Origin of the sequence: Priestia sp. FSL P4-0332, assembly GCF_038005845.1 — a bacterium.
Classification (GTDB): Bacteria; Bacillota; Bacilli; order Bacillales; family Bacillaceae_H; genus Priestia.
On the sequence record NZ_JBBOUA010000001.1, the window covers coordinates 1,189,630 to 1,211,757 of the forward strand.

The 22,128-nt window shown below is 37.9% G+C and carries 22 protein-coding genes; 12 read left to right on the plus strand and 10 right to left on the minus strand.

Annotated elements, in window-relative coordinates; all coding sequences use genetic code 11:
- The first annotated feature begins 28 nt into the window (after positions 1 to 28).
- Together MKY06_RS06065 and MKY06_RS06070 are read left to right on the plus strand one after the other, a co-directional pair.
- Positions 29 to 271: a hypothetical protein gene (locus MKY06_RS06065; protein ID WP_028414204.1), complete on the plus strand. Its 243-nt coding sequence runs from the start codon at positions 29 to 31 to the stop codon at positions 269 to 271.
- Positions 272 to 740: 469 nt separating this feature from the next.
- The gene (locus tag MKY06_RS06070) at positions 741 to 2,354 is read left to right on the plus strand and encodes a M20/M25/M40 family metallo-hydrolase (RefSeq protein WP_029325056.1); all 1,614 of its coding nucleotides are present in this window, start codon (positions 741 to 743) and stop codon (positions 2,352 to 2,354) included.
- 18 nt (positions 2,355 to 2,372) lie between these two features.
- Here the strand turns inward: MKY06_RS06070 and MKY06_RS06075 are convergent, their stop codons facing one another.
- Both MKY06_RS06075 and MKY06_RS06080 read right to left on the minus strand, forming a co-directional pair.
- Positions 2,373 to 3,170, minus strand: coding sequence for a VOC family protein (locus MKY06_RS06075; RefSeq protein WP_029325057.1), 798 nt, complete (start codon positions 3,168 to 3,170; stop codon positions 2,373 to 2,375).
- Between the two features lie 147 nt (positions 3,171 to 3,317).
- A complete protein-coding gene (locus MKY06_RS06080) occupies positions 3,318 to 3,722 on the minus strand; it encodes a CotG/ExsB N-terminal domain-containing protein (protein WP_098476401.1) in 405 nt (134 codons plus the stop codon).
- Between the two features lie 113 nt (positions 3,723 to 3,835).
- On the opposite strand from MKY06_RS06080, the gene MKY06_RS06085 reads away from it, so the two are divergent.
- The gene (locus MKY06_RS06085) at positions 3,836 to 4,282 is read left to right on the plus strand and encodes a GNAT family N-acetyltransferase (protein WP_013055913.1); all 447 of its coding nucleotides are present in this window, start codon (positions 3,836 to 3,838) and stop codon (positions 4,280 to 4,282) included.
- On the opposite strand, the gene MKY06_RS06090 is transcribed toward MKY06_RS06085, so the two are convergent.
- Together MKY06_RS06090 and MKY06_RS06095 are read right to left on the minus strand one after the other, a co-directional pair.
- Positions 4,210 to 4,533: a hypothetical protein gene (locus tag MKY06_RS06090; RefSeq protein ID WP_116299042.1), complete on the minus strand. Its 324-nt coding sequence runs from the start codon at positions 4,531 to 4,533 to the stop codon at positions 4,210 to 4,212. The two genes, MKY06_RS06085 and MKY06_RS06090, sit on opposite strands and share 73 nt — an antisense overlap.
- 23 nt (positions 4,534 to 4,556) lie before the next feature.
- On the minus strand, positions 4,557 to 5,726 hold the full coding sequence (locus MKY06_RS06095) for an MFS transporter (protein WP_013055914.1): 1,170 nt from the start codon (positions 5,724 to 5,726) through the stop codon (positions 4,557 to 4,559).
- Between the two features lie 174 nt (positions 5,727 to 5,900).
- Between MKY06_RS06095 and MKY06_RS06100 the strand changes: the two genes are divergently transcribed.
- On the plus strand, positions 5,901 to 6,095 hold the full coding sequence (locus MKY06_RS06100; RefSeq protein ID WP_013082184.1) for a hypothetical protein: 195 nt from the start codon (positions 5,901 to 5,903) through the stop codon (positions 6,093 to 6,095).
- A gap of 31 nt (positions 6,096 to 6,126) precedes the next feature.
- On the opposite strand, the gene MKY06_RS06105 is transcribed toward MKY06_RS06100, so the two are convergent.
- From MKY06_RS06105 to MKY06_RS06115, 3 genes are all read right to left on the minus strand, one after another.
- Positions 6,127 to 7,428: an NCS2 family permease gene (locus MKY06_RS06105; protein ID WP_013055916.1), complete on the minus strand. Its 1,302-nt coding sequence runs from the start codon at positions 7,426 to 7,428 to the stop codon at positions 6,127 to 6,129.
- 219 nt (positions 7,429 to 7,647) lie between these two features.
- Positions 7,648 to 8,598, minus strand: coding sequence for a sensor histidine kinase (locus tag MKY06_RS06110; protein ID WP_340960445.1), 951 nt, complete (start codon positions 8,596 to 8,598; stop codon positions 7,648 to 7,650).
- A 17-nt stretch (positions 8,599 to 8,615) separates the two neighbouring features.
- Positions 8,616 to 9,314: a LytR/AlgR family response regulator transcription factor gene (locus MKY06_RS06115; RefSeq protein ID WP_029325060.1), complete on the minus strand. Its 699-nt coding sequence runs from the start codon at positions 9,312 to 9,314 to the stop codon at positions 8,616 to 8,618.
- A gap of 175 nt (positions 9,315 to 9,489) precedes the next feature.
- Here MKY06_RS06115 and MKY06_RS06120 point away from each other — a divergent pair, with 175 nt between their 5' ends.
- The 6 genes from MKY06_RS06120 to msrA all read left to right on the plus strand — a co-directional run bounded on the left by MKY06_RS06120 (position 9,490) and on the right by msrA (position 14,947).
- Entirely contained in the window at positions 9,490 to 10,227 is a 738-nt protein-coding gene (locus MKY06_RS06120) for an ABC transporter ATP-binding protein (RefSeq protein WP_013055919.1), read from the plus strand.
- Position 10,228: 1 nt separating this feature from the next.
- Complete coding sequence (locus MKY06_RS06125) at positions 10,229 to 11,395, plus strand: ABC transporter permease (protein ID WP_064471459.1); 1,167 nt, start codon at positions 10,229 to 10,231, stop codon at positions 11,393 to 11,395.
- Between the two features lie 370 nt (positions 11,396 to 11,765).
- Positions 11,766 to 12,563, plus strand: a complete 798-nt coding sequence (locus MKY06_RS06130; protein ID WP_223272338.1) for a phosphotransferase family protein — start codon at positions 11,766 to 11,768, stop codon at positions 12,561 to 12,563.
- Between the two features lie 137 nt (positions 12,564 to 12,700).
- Positions 12,701 to 13,201, plus strand: coding sequence for a MerR family transcriptional regulator (locus MKY06_RS06135; RefSeq protein ID WP_289912326.1), 501 nt, complete (start codon positions 12,701 to 12,703; stop codon positions 13,199 to 13,201).
- A 201-nt stretch (positions 13,202 to 13,402) separates the two neighbouring features.
- Complete coding sequence (locus MKY06_RS06140) at positions 13,403 to 13,831, plus strand: MarR family winged helix-turn-helix transcriptional regulator (protein ID WP_013055923.1); 429 nt, start codon at positions 13,403 to 13,405, stop codon at positions 13,829 to 13,831.
- A 153-nt stretch (positions 13,832 to 13,984) separates the two neighbouring features.
- Positions 13,985 to 14,947 (plus strand): peptide-methionine (S)-S-oxide reductase MsrA, encoded by a 963-nt coding sequence (gene msrA, locus MKY06_RS06145; RefSeq protein WP_013055924.1) that lies wholly within the window; start codon positions 13,985 to 13,987, stop codon positions 14,945 to 14,947.
- Positions 14,948 to 14,972: 25 nt separating this feature from the next.
- On the opposite strand, the gene MKY06_RS06150 is transcribed toward msrA, so the two are convergent.
- The 3 genes from MKY06_RS06150 to MKY06_RS06160 are packed head-to-tail and all read right to left on the minus strand — an operon-like array spanning position 14,973 to position 18,730.
- Positions 14,973 to 16,097: a GerAB/ArcD/ProY family transporter gene (locus MKY06_RS06150; protein WP_029325065.1), complete on the minus strand. Its 1,125-nt coding sequence runs from the start codon at positions 16,095 to 16,097 to the stop codon at positions 14,973 to 14,975.
- Positions 16,098 to 16,109: 12 nt separating this feature from the next.
- The gene (locus MKY06_RS06155) at positions 16,110 to 17,195 is read right to left on the minus strand and encodes a Ger(x)C family spore germination protein (RefSeq protein WP_029325066.1); all 1,086 of its coding nucleotides are present in this window, start codon (positions 17,193 to 17,195) and stop codon (positions 16,110 to 16,112) included.
- A gap of 14 nt (positions 17,196 to 17,209) precedes the next feature.
- A complete protein-coding gene (locus tag MKY06_RS06160; RefSeq protein ID WP_098278361.1) occupies positions 17,210 to 18,730 on the minus strand; it encodes a spore germination protein in 1,521 nt (506 codons plus the stop codon).
- 202 nt (positions 18,731 to 18,932) lie between these two features.
- Here MKY06_RS06160 and MKY06_RS06165 point away from each other — a divergent pair, with 202 nt between their 5' ends.
- Positions 18,933 to 20,588, plus strand: coding sequence for an alkaline phosphatase (locus tag MKY06_RS06165; RefSeq protein WP_340960452.1), 1,656 nt, complete (start codon positions 18,933 to 18,935; stop codon positions 20,586 to 20,588).
- Positions 20,589 to 21,290: 702 nt separating this feature from the next.
- A complete protein-coding gene (locus tag MKY06_RS06170; protein WP_340960455.1) occupies positions 21,291 to 22,034 on the plus strand; it encodes a LytR/AlgR family response regulator transcription factor in 744 nt (247 codons plus the stop codon).
- The last annotated feature ends 94 nt before the right edge of the window (positions 22,035 to 22,128 follow it).

Below are 22,128 nucleotides of genomic sequence, written 5' to 3' on the forward strand. Positions count from 1 at the left end.
TTTTATTTTTCTAAAAGGAGAGGGTTTTATGAGCCATACAGCAGTTGCAGCACATACAGGAGAGAAAGCATTAAAGGAAGCAGTGAAATTATTAGGAAAGCATTATCAAGTAGCTTATCGGGAATTAGAAACATTTTATGAAATTGTGGTCGAAAACCATGTTCGTACATATGCTGTAGGCATAGATATTAAAGATGTACAAAAAGCAAATGAACTAGAAATTTATTCATCATGCTGTTCCAAGCTTGAGCGAGTAGGCTGTCTTTTATAGAAGAAGTCTGCTCGCGCCTCTATTTTTTAAGTGTTTTTAAATAGAAAGCATGGTTTTTGACAAGCAAAGAATCTGGTGGGTATAATCAATACTCAACAGGTTTTAAAATTAATCATAAATTGTCGAAATTTTTACACAAATTAAAGGTTACATTCGAAATGAATTGTGGTATGTTATAAAACAAGAATATTTTATGAAAGGAGCATTGAAATGGAAATGTCTCTTGAACACGGAAACGATGCAGGAAGCGAACAGCTTATTGATCGTATCCTAGACTTTTTAGAAGATGACGAAAAGTAAAAAAAGAGTGTGCGGTGCTATCCCTAGCCGCACACTCTTTTTTTATCATGTGCGTAAAGGCAGCGCCATACTATGATACATAGGGATAGAATGAAAGAGTCTCTGTCAAAGGGATTGACGAATGGTTTTGTTTGATAGAAAATTTAGAAAAAGGAAAGAGATGAAGGTTATGTCGAACAAAACATCTTTGTATCAAACAAAAGAACAGTTAAAAAAACTTGTAAGCGAATTGGTTTCTATACCTAGCGTGACAGGAACGATGGCAGAAGTGGAAATGGCTGAATCGATAGCGTCTTATTTATTGAAGCTGCCTTACTTTCAAAAAAACGAGCAAGTCGAGCTTCATTCAACAGGAGACGGGCGATCGATTGTCACAGCTTTTGTTCAAGGGAAAAATACGAATAAAACAGTTGTACTAGTAAGTCATTACGATGTAGTGGATGTACAAGATTATGGACAGTGGAAAAAGGATGCTTTTCACGCTGATACATTAACGAGTACTTTTTATAACCATATGGAACAAGTTCCGGCGCACGTACAAAAGGATATGATAAAAGGAGACTGGCTTTTTGGCAGAGGAACGATGGATATGAAAGCAGGCATTGCTCTGCATATCAGTATGGTTGAACGAGCATGCAACGGAGAGTTTGACGGAAACATCCTGCTGCTGTCGGTGCCGGATGAAGAAGTAAATTCGCTTGGGATGAGAAAAGCAGTGCCTGTTCTTTTAGAACTTGCCCGCAAACATCAGCTGGATTTTTCTCTCATGCTAAATGCAGAACCAGTGTTCAGCCGCTATCCTGGAGATCAAACGAACTATGTGTACTCAGGATCGATTGGGAAGATCATGCCAAGCTTTTTGTGTTATGGAAAAGAAACTCATGTAGGGGAACCGCTAGCTGGTTTAAATGCTAATTTACTAGCTTCTTATTTAACAAAAGAAATAGAATTAAACGTTGATTTTTGCGAAAAAGTAAGAGAAGAAACGAGTCCACCTCCTACGGTGCTGATACAAAAAGATTTAAAAGAAGAGTATTCAGTTCAAGTTCCGCACTCTGCCGTTGTATTATTTAATTTATTTATGTTAAACCGCTCTCTTAAAGAAGTAACAGATCTGCTGTTGAAATCGGCTGACAAAGCGGCTTTGAATGTGAAAAAACACTATAATAAAGCCGCTAGGCAGTACGCTGCGGGAATGGAGGGTTCATCTCTTGACGTGAACGTATGGACGTATGAAGAACTTTATACTCATGCAGTCAAACAGCATGGTGAAAAATATGTGCAAGAAATGGAAGCAGCACTTTTGGCACAAGAGGATGATGATAGAAATAAAACCATTAAATTAGTAAACTCTTTAGCTGGTTTATGTAAAGAAGCAGCTCCGATGATGGTCTTATTTTTTACGCCGCCTCTTTATCCGGCCGTTTGTTCACATGATGATCCGTTTGTACAAGAGATTTTGTCAAACGTACAGGCAATTGCCAAAGAGCAATTCCAAGTGGAGCTAGTTGAACAAAGTTATTTTGGCGGAATTTCGGATTTAAGCTATGCCAGCCTGCAGCATCCGCTTCATACATTTAACACGTTGGTAGCAAATATGCCGCTATGGAATAAAGGGTATCATATCCCGCTAGAAGAGCTAGAGGAGCTGAAGATGCCGGTGCTGAACATTGGACCGCTGGGAAGAGATGCGCATCAATGGACCGAAAGATTAGACGTTCAGTATTCCTTTGAAATTTTGCCTCATTTCATTTATCAAGCTATAAAGGAAGCACACAAATAAACATCCGTCTGCGGATGTTTATTTGTTGAATTTAAAAGAAGCTCCTTGTACGGTAATTTGTTGCGGTGTTAGAGCGTGATCTAATTCAACCAAAAATGGACGCTCTCCAACTTTTTTTAATGTATCATGGACAACACCTTGTGTTCCGCTGCAAAAAATAAGGTTTCCTCCATTGACATATAGTTTTTGACAACGTGCATTAAGTAAAGAGTCTTTGTAGCTTTCGGCAGACTGAATGTCCAGCAGTTTCGTCCACTTGCTGATGGATTCTTCGAGGTTATGTACAGCACAGTAAATATTTTTTAGCTGCAGCTGACCAGCTTGGTGAGAAGAAAGAGCCGCTAGCTTTGGCTTGCGTTTTTCTTCTGGTTCACCCCATTCAATAAAAAAAGGAAGAGGCAGGGAATCGTGGTCAGCTTCAATAAAACACATTTTCCATTCAAGTCTTTCTCCATCATTGGTTTGACGAGAACCCGCTACAGGACCTTTTACAGTGACATTCTTGCTTTCCAACTCTTTTATTAGCAAATCCATATCATCTGTACGGAGTGCAAATCGACCAAAATGACCAACCGGTGTATGTTCGTTAACAAGCTGCTGAATAAGGTCATTATCTGTAACAGTTTGAGCTAACGCGATATCTCTAAGCCCAAGCCATTCAATATAGCTGAGGTTAAAATAAGCCAACGTGTTAAAAGTGCCCCATTTTTCATGGATGCCGCCTTTAACGACATTTATTCCGTATTCGTTTAGTTCTTTCTGAGCTTTAATAGGATCAGGTGAAAAATGAACAAGATGATCAAAAGATAAGTGCATGGATAGGCCTCCTTTTAAGAGAGATTCTTTCCCATTATTATACGTTGTTTTCTTTTTTTAGAAGAGTAAAACGAATGATTATGTAAAACAAAAATCTTAAAAAAAGCAAGCCGCGTATGTTTTAAACTCGACTTGCTTTAGATTTATTTAGCGACGACAGCCATGCCCTTTAAAGCAGCCAAATGATTTATTAAACCATGGATATGAGCAGCAAGGTGAACCGCAGCGACAGCGGCGACGGCTAGAACGACGAGTAGAACGACGAGTAGAACGACGAGTAGAACGACGAGTAGAACGGCGAGTAGAACGACGAGTAGAACGGCGAGTAGAACGGCGAGTAGAACGGCGGGTAGAACGGCGAGTAGAACGACGAGTAGAACGGCGGGTAGAACGGCGAGTAGAACGGCGAGTAGTGCGGCGAGTAGTGCGACGAGTAGAACGACGACGAGAGCGTCTGTGACGAGCAGTTGGCTCTTGGTACATAAATGTTTCAAGCTCAGTAGAAGCAATCGCTTCTGTTGCTTCTCTAATTCTTTCAGCATTGATATGCATATAAACACCTCCTGGCTAATTCGGTACATAATACAATATGTACAAGGAAGGCGTTTGGATATAGTGAAAACATGGAATTAGTCTAAATTTGTGAAAGAAATGGAGTGGTTTTCATGCTTCAAATCCTCGAACATCAAAGAGTGGATATCGCTCTTCAAATAGTAGCTGTGCAAGTAGAAGCTTATCAAGAAGAAGCAAGGCTCATTGGTTTTTCAGATATTCCTCAGCTTACAGAAAGCAAAGAAGATATTATGAAAAGCAAGGAAGTGTTTATCGGAGAAATGATTGAAGGTAAGCTAGCAGGAGTGCTGTCGTTTGAAAAAGAAAATGAGCGATTAACGATTTGCCGCCTCGTTGTGCGTCCTCGGGACTTTCGAAAGGGAATCGGAAGCCGTCTTTTAACACATGTACTTCAAAGATATTCTGAATGTGAATGTATCGTGTCTACAGCCGAAAAAAATACACCTGCGATTAAGCTATACGAAGCTCATCGGTTTTCAATTATAAAACGTACTGCAGCTGCTGATAATCTTGTGTTAGTAACGATGAAAAGAGATTGAGACATCGCTAAATTAATCCAAAGACCAACAAATGAGCTACATGCGCTAGTAGGAATCCGCTGCTGATTTCCGTGCAAGACTTCGCTTTCCTCGGGCGGCCGCTGAGCCTCCTCGTCGCTTCCGCTTATCCCGCAGGAGTCTCCGCCTTGCTCTCCAATCAACACAGCTAGTATACTCATAACAATAAAAAAATCCGAACGCGTTGGATTCTCCATCAAGAATCTCGATTCATCGTTCGGATCTTCTTTCAACTAAAATAATGTTTTCCCAGCCTCTACGATGAGAGTGTTTGCTCAGAATAATCTAGAGCTGTATGGCGCTGAATCAGCAGTAAAGCAGCTAAAGTGACAACTGCTCCGATAATAAAAGGCAGCGTCATATTGAGTTTAAAGGCAAATGCACCAAGCAGAGGGCCAAAAATACGCCCTAAGCTATCCATTGAGGCAGTTAGCCCTGAAGCAGAGCCATATCCTACTTTGGTTCTCATCGTAATTAATGAGAGGACACAAGGACGAATAAGGGCATTTCCTGCTGTAAATATGCACAAAAATAAGGTAGCATTAACGGCACTAGAAGATAACAAAATAGACGTAAATCCTATTGCTGAAACCAATAAGCCAATGGCCATCAGCTTTTTTTCATTTCCTTTTTTAAATCGCTGCAGCACACCGCCTTGAATCAGCGCTTGAGTTAAACCGCTCGCCATAAACATCCATCCGATTGTGGTAGGAGTAGCATTAATTTTCGCTATTTGAAAAAATTGAAAAGTAGCTTCTAAACCAGCGAGCGTAAAAGTCGCTAAAAATGAAAGAACATATAAATACTTCATAGCTCCTTGAAAATCTGACGTGAAGTCATGCCATCTCGATGTCTGTACTTTGGCAGCAGATTCTTTTCGTAAAGATTCTTTTAACGTAAAGAATGAGAACGCTGTCATAATCAGTGACAAGATACCAGAGATAACGAAGGGAACAAACAAGCCGAAAGATGAAAGGACGCCGCCTAATGCCGGTCCAAAAATAAAGCCTAAGCCAATCGACATTCCTAACAGTCCCATTGCTTTCGTGCGGTTTTCTTCATCTGTACTATCAGAAGCATATGCAAAAGCACAAGGAATAACAGCTCCTGCGAACAAACCTCCGATGATGCGCGACGTATACATTAAAGTCAGAGAGTTTTCTGCCACCGAAAAAAGAAAAAAGCTTGCGCTGAAGCCGAGTAAGCCCCAAAGTAATATGGGACGCCGGCCTTTTATATCGGAAAGCTTCCCCCAAAAAGGTGCAGTAATAAAAGATGCGATCGAATAGCTAGCCATTAGTATTCCTAAATTGACCGTGCTTGCACCCGTGGCACGAATAACTTCAGGTACGATGGGGATGATCACTCCAAAGCCGACAAATACCATAAAAATAACAAACATTAACGTTCCAAGCTGTTTGTTCATATGCAATTAAGCCCCTTTCTCTGTAGAACATGCTGTGAGTTTAGTATACCAAATACAAAGAAGTTTTTTACGTATATTTGGTAAAAAGCGTTTTATTTACAAATGGATAACTATGTTAATATTTACCTGTTGTGCTGAGAATGATACAATTAAAAGAAAAAGGACGTGAAGCGATTGCCAATATGGATTGTATTTGCTGGGATCATAGGCGGTCTTTTAGGGTTTGGGGCGCTAGTGGATTATATAGCTAAAAAGAGAAGTATCGAGTTAGATCCAGAAGAAGGAATAAAGAATGCTTCTGATGCAGAACAAATCTATGTGGAAAATTATCTTTATCAAACAAAAGAAAATAACAATCACTTTCAATAAAAAAAGCTTGGAGACGAATCTCCAAGCTTTTTTAATGCGGTAAAAAGATGAGCTGATAGAGAAATAAAACAGCAAAGACATACACAAGCGGATGGACTTGTTTGCCTTTTCCTTTTACCAGCTTCATTAACGGATAAGAAATGAAACCAAGCGCAATTCCTGTGGCAATACTTGATGTAAGAGGCATCGCTAGAACAACTAAAAAGGCAGGGAACGCTTCATCAAAGTCATTCCAATTAATTTTAGCTACAGCGCCCATCATCAAGCTTCCGACAATAATTAATGCAGGTGAAGTAATAGCTGCTACGCCAGAAACCGAGCTTACAACCGGACTAAAGAACGCTGCAACAATAAATAAAATGGCTACCGTCACACCCGTTAGACCTGTACGTCCGCCTGCTGCTACACCAGATGAAGATTCAACGTAAGCTGTTGTTGGGCTTGTACCAAATAAAGCTCCAATCGTTGTACCAAATGAGTCAGCAAGCAATGCTTGACGTACGCGAGGCATCTTATTACCTTTCATAAGACCGGCCTGTTGAGCTACTCCTACCATTGTACCTGTTGTATCAAAAATTGTAACAAGTAAGAAAGAAAAAACAACTGTGTACAAATCATGATGAATAACATCTCCAAAAGCAGCAAAAGGATTTGAAATCATTAAGCCGTCTGGAAGGTGAGGAGAAGCAAACAAACCTTTATCAAATGAAAGCTGTCCTCTAAAGAAAGCAATTAATCCCGTAATAATCATACCGAAGAATAAAGCGCCGTTTACATTTAGCGTATATAAAATGATTGTAATCGCAAGTCCAATCAGTGTTAAAACTACTTTTTCAGACTGCAAATCACCAAGTCCAATTAAATTTGATTTATTTGCAACAATAATACCGGCTGAACGAAGCCCGATAAAAGCAATAAATAAACCGATACCAGCACTAATCGCGTGCTTTAAATTGTTTGGAATAGCTTCAATTAATTTTTCACGAAACGATGTTAACGATAGGATGATAAAGATAATACCCGCTACGAATACAGCTGAAAAAGCAGTAGCATAGTCGATGCTTCCATTTGAACCAACAACTAAAGCAGCAAAGTATGCATTCATTCCCATACCGGGAGCAATAGCGATTGGATAGTTAGCTGCAAGAGCCATCCATAGCGTAGCTACGACTGCTGAAATAATAGTAGCTGTAAATACTTGATCAAAAGGAACGCCGGCGCTGGACAAAATAACTGGGTTCACAATGACGATATAAATCATGGTTAAAAACGTTGTAATACCAGCTAAAATCTCCGTTTTAGCATCCGTGTTATATTCTTTTAACTTAAACATAAGTAACCTCCAAAAATAACGAACATTAAAAGCAACATGATATATAATATTCGTTTTTTACTTGAAATGCAATAGATTTGCATATAAAAAATCAAAAACTAAAAAAGTGACGATAAAAGAGCTAAAACAAGTGTGAAATATTTCTTATTTTCGGTGCTTTTTATAGTGTGTGCGTATCGAAGAGGCTCATACGAAAAAAAGCCGCTTGGGCTACAGCGGCTATGTTGCTTGTTTTGAGGCAACGACTATCGGAAATTTTATTTTAATGGAAAGAGTTAAATCGTGATACGTATATTCCAAGCGTCCGTGGTAGTTGGAAACAAGTTCAGAAATGATCCACGTGCCAAGGCCTTCGTGGCGTTCTTTCTTTTCTGTAACATGAAAAGAAGTAAACAAGTGATCTTGACGCTCTCGTGATAAAGGAGCGGTAGAATTGCTGACTTCTAAAATGTAAATGCCACTTCGAATCATACTCGAAACAGTTATCTCTTTTTTCTCAGAAGAATGAGCGGCTTCTAAAGCATTATGCAGTAAATTCATGATGAGATTCATTTGGTCAAGGTGCTTTAAAGGCAGCTGTGATAACGGTGAATCTAATTGAACATTCATATGTATTCCCCACGTATGTGCTTGATTCTTGCATTGATGTACAACAGAAGCGACGTGCGAATGTTCACCTTGAATATATGAATGTGTATCATTCAAAGCTTCAACGTAATCTTGAATGTACTCTTGTGCCTGCTGTCTTTGATTTGTTTCTAGAAGATAGGATACGGCACTGACATGTTTGATAAAATCATGTTTTTCAGCCCTTAACGCTTGAAAAAGCTCATTGTTCTTTTGAATTTCACGCGAAGCACTGCTTTCCCGGTTGGTTACAAATATGTATTGTTGATAAGAAGAAAACATGTCGGTCATGTAACCAATCATTGCGATAACGGTTAGGCCAATACTAAAAGGTGAAGATAGGCTAAATAAAAGCAGGAAAAAAGACGTGATTACGATTGCTTTTTTTATATTTATTAAAGGAGCCGTTTGATATTTCTTTCTCCATATAAAAAATGAACCAATTATAAAAGAACTAAGTAGGAGATGTAAACTAACAGGCAGGTCTTTAAAAAAGAGGAGCACGAAAACAGTTAGTAAAACTAGTATGTAAAATAGTTTCATTTTAGATAGTCCCTCCTTTAAAAGTATTCTTTTTGCAAGATGTCTAAATTTGTTTTCGTGATTAAAGCTGTTTTTTCGGTGCTTTGAAACATCACTGAGTAGGAGTGCTTAGTATACAGGGAGAAATTTTGAATATAGGAAATGTTGACGATAAAAGCTCGATGAGACCTTAGAAAATGACTCCCTGTTAATTCTTTTTCAATTTCGTTTAATGATTGATAGGTACTAAACTCTCCATTTGTCGTTATGATTGTGGTAGAGCGACCCGTTCGTTCTGCAAATATAATATCTTGTTTGTTCAGCACCTGCATTTCGGTTTTTTGTTTTAAAATAAGCTTATCTCTTGTGTCAGTTGATTGTTTTTTTTGATGAAAACGCTGAATGCCTTTTAACAGACGCTCTTTAGAATAAGGCTTCATAATGTAGTCTAAAACGTTGAGTTCAAATGCATGAACGGCAAAGCCGCTGTGCCCAGTGACAAAGATGACTTGAATATCAAGTGCGTAAGCATTGATAAAGTCTGCAAGCTCATAACCTGATAGCTTTGGCATTTCAATATCTGTAATTAATAAATCAATTTCATTTTTTTTAATTTTGTTATAAGCTTCCTCTGCGCTGCTAGTCGAAAAAAGTATGTCTATATCATCTTCTCTTTCTAAAGAAATCCTCAATTTCTCTAAATCATATGAATGATCGTCCACTAATCCTACCTTCATAAATAAAAACCCTCTTTGTTTCATTCTATTGGATATTACCACACTATTTTACCATGATTTTCAAGATGGAAAGGACGTTTCGCGACATAAAAAACCCTCTTTATGACAAGATGGAAGATGCTGTATGAAAAATAAGCTAAGATATAGTCAATCACAGTAAAAGGGGAGAGCGGATATGATTGAAATCAAAGGTGTTACGAAATATTTTAAAGAGAAAAAGCAAACAATTGCAGCTGTTCAAGATATTCATGTAACCATCGCACAAGGAGAAATTGTAGGGCTATTAGGTGAAAATGGAGCGGGGAAAACAACTCTTTTACGTATGCTGTCGACTGTACTTGAACCATCGGAAGGTAATATGTTCATTCACGGAATTAACATTCATAAACAGCCCGATAAAATAAAACAAAGAATTGGCGTGCTTTTTGGCGGTGAAACAGGCTTATACGACCGTTTGACCGCTCGTGAAAACTTAGCTTATTTTGCCAAGTTTTATGGCATGAGCAAACATGAAACAAAGATAAGGGTTGAGGAACTGGCCAAACGTTTTGGAATGAAAGACTACTTGGATCGCCGCGTCGGAGGCTTTTCAAAAGGAATGCGTCAAAAAGTAGCCATTGCACGCACTATTCTCCATAACCCGGACGTTATCCTATTTGATGAGCCGACTACAGGATTAGATATTACATCGGCAAACATGTTTCGTGAGCTTATTAAAAGTCTGCAAAGAGAAGGGAAAACGATTATTTTTTCCAGTCACATTATGGAAGAAGTGGAGATGCTGTGTCAGTCTATCATCATGATTCATAAAGGGAAAATGATTTATCAAGGAACAAATGAACAGCTTTATAAAGAAGAGGAAAGCACAGATTTAAACTACATCTTTATGTCGCGTATCGTGAGGGGGGCTTAATATGATTTGGCATATTTATAAAAAAGAGTTAATTGATTGTTTGCGAGATCGCAAAACGATTATCTTTAGCGTGTTGATTCCGATTCTGTTAAATATAGGGATGCTGTTTTTTGTAGATAGAATGATGTCTAGTAATCAACCTGATGGTATGTCCATAGCTGTTGAGAAAGGCTCAGATACAAGTGTAGTGGAATGGTTAAAGGAAGATAGAAACCTTCAAGTTGTGGAAAGCGAAGATCCACTTCAAACAGTAGAAAAAGGCAAAGCATCAGTAGCTTTAAAGGTTGATAAGAAATTTTCTGATAAAATTCTCCATATGCAATCGCCGGACGTAATGATTTATACAAGTCCAGATAGCGTAGAATCTTCACATACAACAGAGTACGTTACAGCTATATTAAATAAACAGAGGGACGGCATTATAAAAGAACGTTTAACACAATTAAATATTAATGATCAAACGATTCAGCCCTTCTATGTCAAGGAACAAAGCCTTTCAAATAAAGATAATAGTTCATTAATTATGGTGGCAATTTATGCTCCTATGATTATTGCTATAGGGGTGTTAGGAGGTATTGTACCTTCCGCTAATGATATTTTTGCAGGAGAAAAAGAGCGAAAAACGATGGAAGCTCTACTCATGGCTCCTATTAAAAGACTACATTTACTAATAGGGAAGTGGTTCACTATTTCTACATTTGGGGTCTTAAGCGGAGTGCTTTCTACTATTTCATTTGTGCTTTTTGTACGCTACTTTACCGTGACGTTAAATGATGCCTTGAACCTAAATAATCATCTCATTGCTTTTAGCGCTTCATTACTAGTGGCTATCACTTTGTTTGCCTTATTAGCAGGGCTAATTCTTTGTATCTTTAGTCTCTTAGCAAGTTCCGTTAAAGAAGCGCAAAGCTATACATCGCAAATTGTTACAGTAGCGATACTGCCATGCTTTTTACTGATGGGAAAATCCGTAAACGAGCTGCAGTCCAATGTCTTTTTAATTCCTATTTATAACGTATTTGCACTCATGAAACAGCTTCTCTACGGCGTCTATGACATGCAAAGTCTTACTTATACAATAGGCAGCTTGTCGGTTTGCATTATTGTTTTATTTACGATTGGTTATACGATGTTTACGAAAAGCCGCTGGGTGCTTGGTAAAGGTTAAGAGACTGGGCAAAAGTAGTTTAGTTGAAGGAAGGTCCGAACGAGTAATCGTTCGGATTTTTTTATTGGAATGGTGAACGTATGTTTCAAGTATGTAGTTAGCTGCTTCTAGCTGTTGATTGGAGGGAAAGACGGAGACTCCTGCGGGAAAAGCGGAACAGGTGAGAACCCGCTGTAGCGGAAGCGACGAGGAGGCTCACCGGCCGCCCGCGGAAAGCGAAGTCTTGCACGGAAATCAACAGCGGCGTAACAAGCGCTTCATAACAGCTCATTTACCACATTTGTTTGTTTCTAGATTAAAGTGATTTCGTTATGTCTTATCCTTTTTGTAGGGAAAGAGCAATCAAAAGAGAATGTAGAAAGAAAGGAGAGTGAGACAGTTGCAGCCTATTCCTATTATAGTAGAAGAAATTCCTGACTCTATAAAAAAGTATGTGAAACAAATCGAAAAAGTGACGTTTCCAAAGCAGGGATGTACGTCGGATGTTGGTATCCTTCATACCGCTAAAGGAAGGTATGTTTTAAAGCGGACAAAAGGGGAAAAGTACAGAAAATGGTTATATAAGGAATATTGTGTATTAAAGAATATACAAGCACTGACAGATTTTCAAAGCCCGAGAGCTTACAAGTTTGTTCAAACAGCAGAACAAAGCTGGCTGCTGCTAGAATTTTTTGAAGGAAAGACGGTAAGAGAGTATTTAGAGAAAGAAGATAATGAAAAAAAGCGCGAGTACATTGTCTATGAAATGGGGCGTCTTCTTGCTCGTATTCACGATGCGAAGTGTCCAGAACAATTAGTGAGTAAGCAGCTGTGGATCCACCGAATGCTGCAAGAGGCAGAGTACAATTTAATCCACTATAAGGTAGACGGAAATCAACAGCTGCTAAAACAACTGCAGAAGCAAAACATGATATGCAAACAAGAGGTGCTTATTCACGGAGACTACACGATTGATAATGTACTTGTGCACGACGGTCGGATAACAGCTGTTATTGACTGGAGCGGAGGAACTTGGGGAGACGCTCGTTATGATATGGCGCTTGCTGTGCGCTTTGAAGACGGAATCTTTACAGGTAAAGAACGCTCGGCTTTTTTTAATGGATACGGCAAGGGGATTTCACAGCACGAATTTTGTTATTTTGCAGAAGGATTGTACGAGTTTTTCTAAGCAATAATGACATCATTTTCTTCATTTGTTGAACGTCCACTTTCTTTGACGAATTCATACTAGTTTTGTCACGTATGAAGGGATTTAAAAATTTCTCTCGAAATGGCTAGTAAATGAAAAAAATGGAGGGATGGAACATGACGATGAAAACGGTAGATGTGGCAAAGTCGCTGGGAATACATCCAAGTACGGTATTAAAATGGGTTAAAATAGCCGATATCGAGCTAGAGAGAAATGAGTCGGGACACTGTGAGTTTACAGAAGAAAATGTTGAAGCACTTAGAAAGTTTCAAAAAAACCGCAATCGTCAAGCCGTCGTCAAAGTGGTAGAAAAAGTAGTAGAAAAAGAGGGAGTCGTTATATCTGATGAACGTGCGCAAGACATGCAAAAGCAGCTTGATCAGCTTTTTTTAAGGCTGATTGAAAATGAAAAGCGTACAGAAGAAAAAGCAGGAGAAGTAGTGACGTTTCAAATTTTAGAGCATCGTTCAGAAATCGATCGATTAAATAAAGTTATTACGAAATTAGAAAATCGAGTAGTTGAACTTGAAAGTCAGTTAAAAAGTGAAGATAGCTTAAAAGCCAAAAAGCCTGTTCCTAGATGGAGAAGCTTTTTAACCGGTATTTTTAGCTACTAGCAGCGATTTACCATAACGGTAAATCGCTTTTTTATGGAATTTTATGAAAAATACATCAATTCGTACAGGTTTGTGGAAAAAAATCTCAATAATAGTTGACGAAACGCTTAGTAATTTGATAAAACTAATTAAGTTAAGAAAGTGAAATACTTTCGTAAATACATATTCGTTATCATGTGATAGCGTTAAGGAGAGTGACAAGTGAAAAAAAGAGAAGAGCTCGTTCAAGAAATGGAGACGCTGTTTCGCTTTGTGTTCAGACAGCTTCGCCAAGAAATTAATGAAGTATACAATTCAGAGCTATCAACAAATGAATTTATGGTGCTTCGTATGCTGGTTGATTCCGGCAGGCAGCGATCAACTGATTTATCAAAGTATCTTCAAGTGTCAGCAAGCCACATTACGGCAGTAACCGACTTGCTTTTATCAAAAGGCTACATTGCACGCAAACGGTCTGAAAACGATCGGCGTATTATTGATATTGAACTGACCGAGGAAGGACAGGATATTTTTAATGCTATTCAAGAGAAGAAACGAGCCTATTTCCTTGAGCGTTTTGAGCACTTTACAGATAAAGAAATTGAAACGGTAAATAAACTGTTTCACAAAATTAAAGGCGATCAAAAATAAAGCGCTTTAAATACGGAAGAATAATCAGTGAGTATGAGCTTCACTGATTATTTTTTTGTTTTAAAGCGCAAAGAGTATAAAAGGCAAGTTAGTTGGTGAGAACATAAAATCAGCGTATAATAATAGAAAGAACACATGAAGGAGGTCATCTTTTTGACAGAACAATATGAAGTAGCAACTTTTGCCGGAGGCTGTTTTTGGTGTATGGTGAAGCCATTTGACGAACAGCCAGGCATTATAAAAGTTGTATCTGGCTATACAGGCGGTCACAAAGAGAACCCGACGTACAAAGAAGTATGCTCAGAAACAACGGGCCATTATGAAGCGGTCCAAATTACATTTGACCCAGAAGTTTTTCCATATGAAAAGCTTTTAGAACTATACTGGCCTCAAATTGATCCAACGGATGCAGGCGGACAATTTGCGGATCGAGGAGATTCATATCGAACAGCTATTTTTTATCACAATGAACACCAAAAGACACTAGCTGAAGAATCTAAGCAACAATTAGAAGCAAGCGGCCGTTTTTCTGAGCCGATTGCTACACAAATTCTACCGGCAAAACCGTTTTATGAAGCGGAAGAATACCATCAAGGTTACTATAAGAAAAATAAATTCCGCTATGCTATGTATCGACGCGGGTCTGGACGTGATCGTTTTATTAAAGAAAACTGGAAAGACTTTGGACGCGACGAGCAGCTGAAAACGACATTAACGCCTATTCAATATGAAGTTACTCAAAATGACGCAACGGAACCTCCGTTTCGCAATGAATTTTGGGACCATACAGAAGATGGTATTTATGTAGATATCGTATCAGGAGAGCCGTTGTTTAGTTCAACTGATAAATATGATGCCGGATGCGGATGGCCGTCTTTCACAAAAGCGATTAATAAAGATGAAGTAAAAGAAAACATGGACGTTAGTCATAATATGGTTCGTACAGAAGTACGAAGCAAAACGGCTAACTCTCATTTAGGCCATTTATTTGATGATGGTCCACAAGATGCAGGCGGCTTGCGCTACTGCATCAACTCAGCGGCTCTTCGCTTTGTTCCGAAGGAAGATTTAGAAAAAGAAGGATACGGGGAATACGCTGTTTTATTTAACAAATAAAATAATATGAAAGAAAGAGCGTGATTCAACTTAAAGTTGGCTCACGCTCTTCTTTTTGTGCTTTCTTTTGTTTTATTTTGGCTCGAATAAGGCTATAGAGAAAAAGGAAAGGAATGTAGCCATAAATAAAGTAAAAGCCGGTCATGGATAATCGTGTATTAAGCTGATCGATGGTTTCTCTATCATCAAAGAAAATAGAAAAGCCAAGAAGAGCAATAAGAACTAATATGAGAAAAATCGTAGGCGGCTTATTAAATGTTTTACTAAATCCACGAATTGTACACCATACGCTGACAGCAATAGTAGGAAGAACGACTAAAAGCCACAGAGAAATTAAAATATATTCAAAACGCTGTAAAAATGGGATTTCAATAATTTTAGCCATTGTTAAAGTTGGCCAGATGGTATGGCCTAACTGTCCTTGACTAAAGTAAGCAAATGACACTAATGCTGTGCACAAATATAAAAAAGTACTGAACAAAACGCCATATTGCCCCCACTTCTGACTAGTAGCGCCATTTTTTATAAATGGATAGAAAAAAAGCACGGATTCAAATCCCAAATTCTCAAAGGTCATCATTTTAGTTGAAATTAAAAATTCCCATATTGTGTGGTCAAATAAAGGAAATAAATTATTAAGGTGCCCATACTTTAACGGATAGAGTAAGGCAAATACGAGCGGCAAGGGAAGCATGATTCCAAAAAAGGCAATTCCAGTAATCACACGAAATCCACCGGAAACTGTGTAGTAAATAATAGGCAGGTATACAAGTGATACCACCCATGTTTCTAACTGTGGAAACATCCATATTTGCAAAATCTCTACATATGTTCGGTAAATCGTTAATGCAAAGATAAAATAATAAATGGAAGCGGCAAGGGTTAAAGCCCCTCCAAGGTATTTTCCAAAATATAGCCGGTGAATATCAATAATATCGCTGTTTTCACGGGTTAAAATATTAAAAATCATTGCCAATAAAATACAGGTGCTGATCGCTGCAAGGATGATAGATATCCATGCTTCATATCCGGCACCTTTAATAATATAACGCTGAAATCCTAGTATTCCAACGCCAATCTGAGTAGAGTGAACTAAGAAAAAAAGAAAAGAAGGGGAAACTTGATTTTCTTCTTTAATTGTATTGTGCATCTTTTCTTCCTCCTAGTTGCTAATACCGGTTTGAATAAGATGAACGCGAGATTTTACTTCAATATTCATATCCGGATATTGCGATTTGAATTTTTCACTGTTAAACCCGCGTGTTTTACTTCGAACATAATCTGTAAAACAAATGGGATCGATTTTGTGCTGCTGAAGCTTCTTAATAAAGGCATCCCCATCTTTTTCAATATCTTTTTGAAGCATTTTTTCAACCATTTTAATACTAGCCGGGTCTGTTAAATCTATCCATCCGGGAAACTCTTTTACAAGGCCGTCGACAGTTAAGTGTGCAACAATACTTGGATGTTGATGATTTCCTTTAATTTCATACTTTGTTTTGGTGCGCAAGTTTTGAAGAATGATCTCGCCCTTACGGTCACTCTCTTTAATTTTTACTGAGTAGCGGCCGTGCTTTGTTCCGCTTGTTAGCAGCTTAAATAAAAACGTTTCTTTCATTCCGATAGTTGTAACGACTTTTTGTTCTTTAAATAGCGCCAGGCCCTTTAACTTAATGGCATCCTTTTCCTGAGCTAAAACAGGAAGGTACGGGTCGCGGTCGTCACTAAAAAAACTAAATAAAAAAATTTGTAAATTGGTGTTAGGTAAATTTTCTGTGCGGATATTTTGTTCAATTAAATTAGAAATAAACTGATAGTCCTTAATTTTCTTTTTGGTAACGGAACTCAATAATTCATGTGCGTTGCCATCTACAATGCTTAATTTAATATTACGTCCAAGGTCTGGATTTCTAGCAATTGTGTTTACTAATTCTTCCACGCCATGTGTTGCAAATTCTTTTCCCATGACGATGCTCCTTAACTGCCCAAAAGCGACCGGAAGAGATGATTTATTGTTTAAGCGAAGTGGAATATCAAACGATGAATTAGCAGTAGCCGCAATGATACTTGGCTCTTCCGTTGGGCCGTATTTATAGATAGGGTATAAAATGGTTCCTCTGACTTTATTGCTTTGAGGAATATAATCATATCCTATGGAGTTAACTACTTGAATTTCGTCAATCGTTTCACGGTCTGCACAGCTCGTTAAGAAAGTAAGGCAAGTGCATAAAATAAGTATTCTCTTCATAACGTTTCCCCGCTTTACTCATTATCTAAATTACTTTTTCGTCTAGTCTTATTCGCTTTATTAGGGTTATAGCGAAAGCGTTCTAAAGGACGCAAGTAACTTGGACGCTTTGCTGTATGACTATAGGGCAATCGCAGAAAGGTATCCCTATACTCTGTTGGACGAAACGGAAAAAGCGGAACAAGATAAGGCATGCCCAAAGATTTTAAACGAAGCAAGTGAACCAGCAAGAAGCAAAAGCCAAAGGTGATGCCGACTAAACCAAACGCAGTAGCAAACAAAATAAACGGAAAACGTAATAACCGGATGGTATTAGACATTTTAAAAATAGGCGTTGTAAAAGAAGCTAAAGCTGTCAGTGAAACAATAATAAGCAAAATATTGCTTGTTAACGCCGCTTCGACTGTTGCTTGCCCAATAACAATCCCGCCTACGATTCCCAGCGTTTGACCTACTTTTGTTGGAAGCCTGGCTCCAGCTTCTCGAAGCAGTTCAATGGTGATTTCTAAAAAAAGTACTTCGATGACCGGTGGAAAAGGAACGTTTGTCCTTGAAAAAATAATAGGACCCAGCAAATCTTTTGGAAGCATCTCATAATGATACGTAACAATGGCTACATAAAGAGGCGTAGCAAAAATAGAGAAAAAGACGCCCAAAATACGAATAACCCGGAAAAATGACCCTAGAATCCACGGTAAATAGTAGTCTTCAGGTGAAATAAAGAAGTCAAGCAATGTTGAAGGTCCCGTAACTGCGTAGGGTGAACCACTCGAAAAGAAGGCAACTTGCCCGTTTAACAGACTAAACAAGACTCGATCAATCCGCTCTGTTGTTAAAAAAAGCGGAAACGCCGTAGAAGAATTATCGGAAATTAATTGATCAAGCATTGTACTATCAAAAATGACATCGAAATCTATATCTTCAAGGCGCTGGGTCATGGTGTCTACGTGCTGAGGGTTCGTTACGCCTTCTAAGTAAACAAGCACCACGCGCGTTTTCGATTTATTTCCTACGGTGAGTTCTTTAAAAATAAGGTTTTCGGAAATGACTGTTTTTCTCATTAAATAGAGATTGACATCTAAATCCTCTACAAAACCAATTTTAGGACCAACGACGCTGAACTCATTTTCTGTTTCGTTTTCTTTTCGAAACCCCGTATCAAAGCTTTGAACTTTAATAAGAGCTACTAGCTTATCGTCTTTATGCAGTTGAAACATCACATAGCCGCGCAGCATCTTTTCTAAAATTTCTTTTGTATCTTTTGTGACTGAAATATCTTCAATCGGCAGAACATTTTCAACTTCATATATACTGCTTAACGTGAAGTCTAGTTTTTGAAAAGGCTCAAGTATTTTATCTTCAACACTTTGCATGTTTACGAGCTGTTTAAAATAAGTAATGATGTATTTTCGGTGCTGCGAGCCAATGGCTAATGTTGTAAAATCACTTGATTTTTTGAATTGGTTAATCAGTTCATCCAATGATTTTTTGGGCTGATCGTCTGCATTTTTTCTTTTAAATAAATGTTTAAACATAACCGTGCCCCTCGCTTGACTTTCTATTACTGGTAGTTTGTTCATGTACTTCCTTTTTATTCGACTATTTTTTCTTAAGAAGAAAGGAAGAATATAAAGACAAACTTTACACTCTTTTACAGCAGATAAACAGTGGGTTTACGTTTGAATGGTAACTTTAGACATGTCGAAGACAATTAAATAAAGGAGCGGGTACATTTATATGAAGAAAAAATTAGCAGGTATTACACTGGCAGGAGCAGTAGCATTGGCCTCGTTTGGTGTAGGAAACTCACTTATTCAAACGGAAGCAAAAGTGGAGCATAAGTCAGCTAAGAAACCTCAAAATGTCATTATGATGGTAATGGACGGGACGAGTTCAAATGCTACTACACTCGCAAGATGGTACAAGGGAAAACCGTTACATATGGATCAGCTGATGGCCGGGGGAGTACGTGCGTATTCGGCAGAATCTGCTATTACAGATTCCGCTCCGGCAGCTACTGCTTTAGCAACAGGAAATAAATCAAATTCAGGTTATGTAGGTGTGCTTCCTTCAGTAGTGAATACACCTGGGGTTAAATCCGTAGAAAAAGAAAATCAATTTCGTCCCGTAGCAAACGTTCTAGAAGGAGCAAAGCTTTCAGGGCGCGCGACAGGAATTGTGGCTACTTCTGAAATCCAGCACGCCACACCAGCTGGTTTTTCAGCCCACAACTATAGCCGTGATGATTTTCAAACGCTAGCGGAGCAGCAAGTGTATCAAAACATTGATGTAGTGCTTGGAGGAGGTAAGCAATCTCTTCTTCCAGGAAAAGAAGAAAAAAGCCGGAAAGACGGTGAAAACTTAGTCAATGTATTGAATAAAAGAGGATATGACTTTGTAGAAAATAAAAAGGAATTAGAGCAGTCACGCGCCAAAAAAATCTGGGGGAGCTTCGCCGACCGAGACTTAGCCTATGATATGGACCGACCGCAGACAAAAGCAGAACAGCCAAAGTTGTCCCAGATGACAAATAAAGCAATAACAACACTATCCAAAGATAAAGACGGTTTTTTCTTATTTGTTGAAGGAAGCAAAACCGATTGGGCAGCTCATGCAAATGATCCAATAGGAATGATTAGCGATGTACTAGCGTTTGATGAAGCAGTGGGCAAAGCAGTAGAGTTCGCTAAAAAAGATGGAAATACGATGGTTATTGCGATTGCCGATCACGGAAACAGCGGTCTTTCAATTGGTAATGCAAATACAACAAAAGGATACGATACCACACCTGTTTCTGCTTATATTGATCCATTAAAAAAAGCAAAAATGACGTTAGAAGGTGCTATGTCTAAATTAAAAGAAGATTTATCAAATAGAGAAGAAGTAGCTGCTTTGTATGGTTTATCAAATCTAACTTCAGAGGAAAAAGCGCAGCTGACTAAAACAAGAGATAAAAAAGAAATCAGTGCTACACTATCGAAGTTATTAGCCAACCGAGCAAACCTTGGATTCACAACAGGCGGTCATACGGGTGAGGATGTATTTCTGTATTCATACGGCGTAAATCGACCAACGGGGCACTTTGATAATACGGATATTGCCAAACATATGGCTAAATCAATGAATATTAACTTAAATGAGTTAACAAATGAATTATTTATTGAAGCGAATAAAGCTTTTAAAGGCTCAAAGGTAGCGGTTGACTCAAAAGACAAAAACAACCCTGTGCTGGTTGTTACAAACAATAAGCGAACGGTGCGTTTCCCAGTAAATAAAAATATTGCTATTGTAAATGGAAGAGAAATTCAAATGGACAGCGTAGTGGTACAGGATAAAAAGAATCGCTTCTTTGTATCGAAACAAGCACAGCAAATTGTAAAAAATGAAAAATAAGAAATGAATGCAAAACAGGCCGGGTTATAACTTTAGGCCTGTTTTTTTACAAATAATAGCTGGTTAATTAGGTTATGTAGCCGTTATAGAGGAATGAAGCTATTTATTTTACAAATAAATAGCTTGGAACACTTAAAGAAATGGAAAGTCTTCACGTTTAACTATATGTGATTTATACTATGAAATGGTATAATAATCATAGTTTTAAAGGGAACTAGTTCGGAATACATATGTAAGTTCATAACTTTGTATGCTAAAATTTTTATAATAAAATGAATAAAAAATACATAAATTCTTCTGGATGAAATCACAAAGTCAAGGTTATTAAGGACATTATGCAAGTAATTACCTTGAAAAAAAGTAAAAAATTAATAAAAGTATGAGTGAAAGAGCGTGCCGCCTTTATCGAAAATGTTAAATAAAGATTTTGGCATGCTGATTTACAGATTATAAAAAGGGTATTAAATCATTGTTAGGAAAATAAATGATAATAGATAAACGGTTTTTATGTCTTCTTCTAGAAAACCTACAATTATTGCAATATTCCCCATGAACAATCGTTGTGCGTTCCATTAACGATTAGCGTCCGTGTAGATCATTCATCTCAACATAAAAACACTATAACTATGTGTAGACATGCATAAACCAGAATGGGCAATAGTTCGTACTATACTTTAACATTGTATCCTAGGGGGAGTCAGGATGAACAAAATTAACTTAATTATTGCCGATGATAACGAAGATTCGGTTGAAATTTTAGATTATTTTATAGAACAGCTTCCGGAATTTGAAGTGATTAGCATCTGTAAAGACGGAGAGCAGCTTGTACAGGAAGTGATGGCTAAGAGTCCAGACCTTTTGCTCGTCGACATTAATATGCCTACGATTAACGGTGTAGATGCAATAAAAAAGTGCCTGCGCATTAAGCCGAATTTAAACTTCATTTTTATCACTGGTTATGATGAATTTGCGGTGAAGGCATTTGAGTTGTCAGCATTGGATTACATTGTAAAACCGATTGAAAAAACAAGGCTTTATATGGCGTTAGAGCGGGCAAAAAACTCCATTGGAATTGATAGAAATCAGTCAAAAAAGCCAGGTGAGCAATTAAAAAGACTGCCTGTAAAATTTAATGGATCTATTTACTACATTCCAATTGATCAAATTATTTTTATCGAAAAATCCGGAAAAAAATGCTTGATCTATACTCAATCACGTGTCTATGAGACATATGAAAATATTAGTGATATCTATACGTATTTGAACCCTTCTGTATTTAGTCAAACACACCGTTCTTATATCGTGAATTTACAGAAAGTTTCGCACATCACACCAAAAAACGAAACATATCTTGTTTATTTCTTAGAAATTGATGAATATGCTCATATCTCAAAATTAAAAATACAAGACGTTCAAAAACAGCTGCATCAGTTAATGATGAATTAAGAGATGCTGCTGCTTCTAAAATAGCTATGCTGATGAAAGGACGAAGCTTATGTAAGTTTCGTCTATTTCATGTGTCTGCTTTCGGAATAAATGA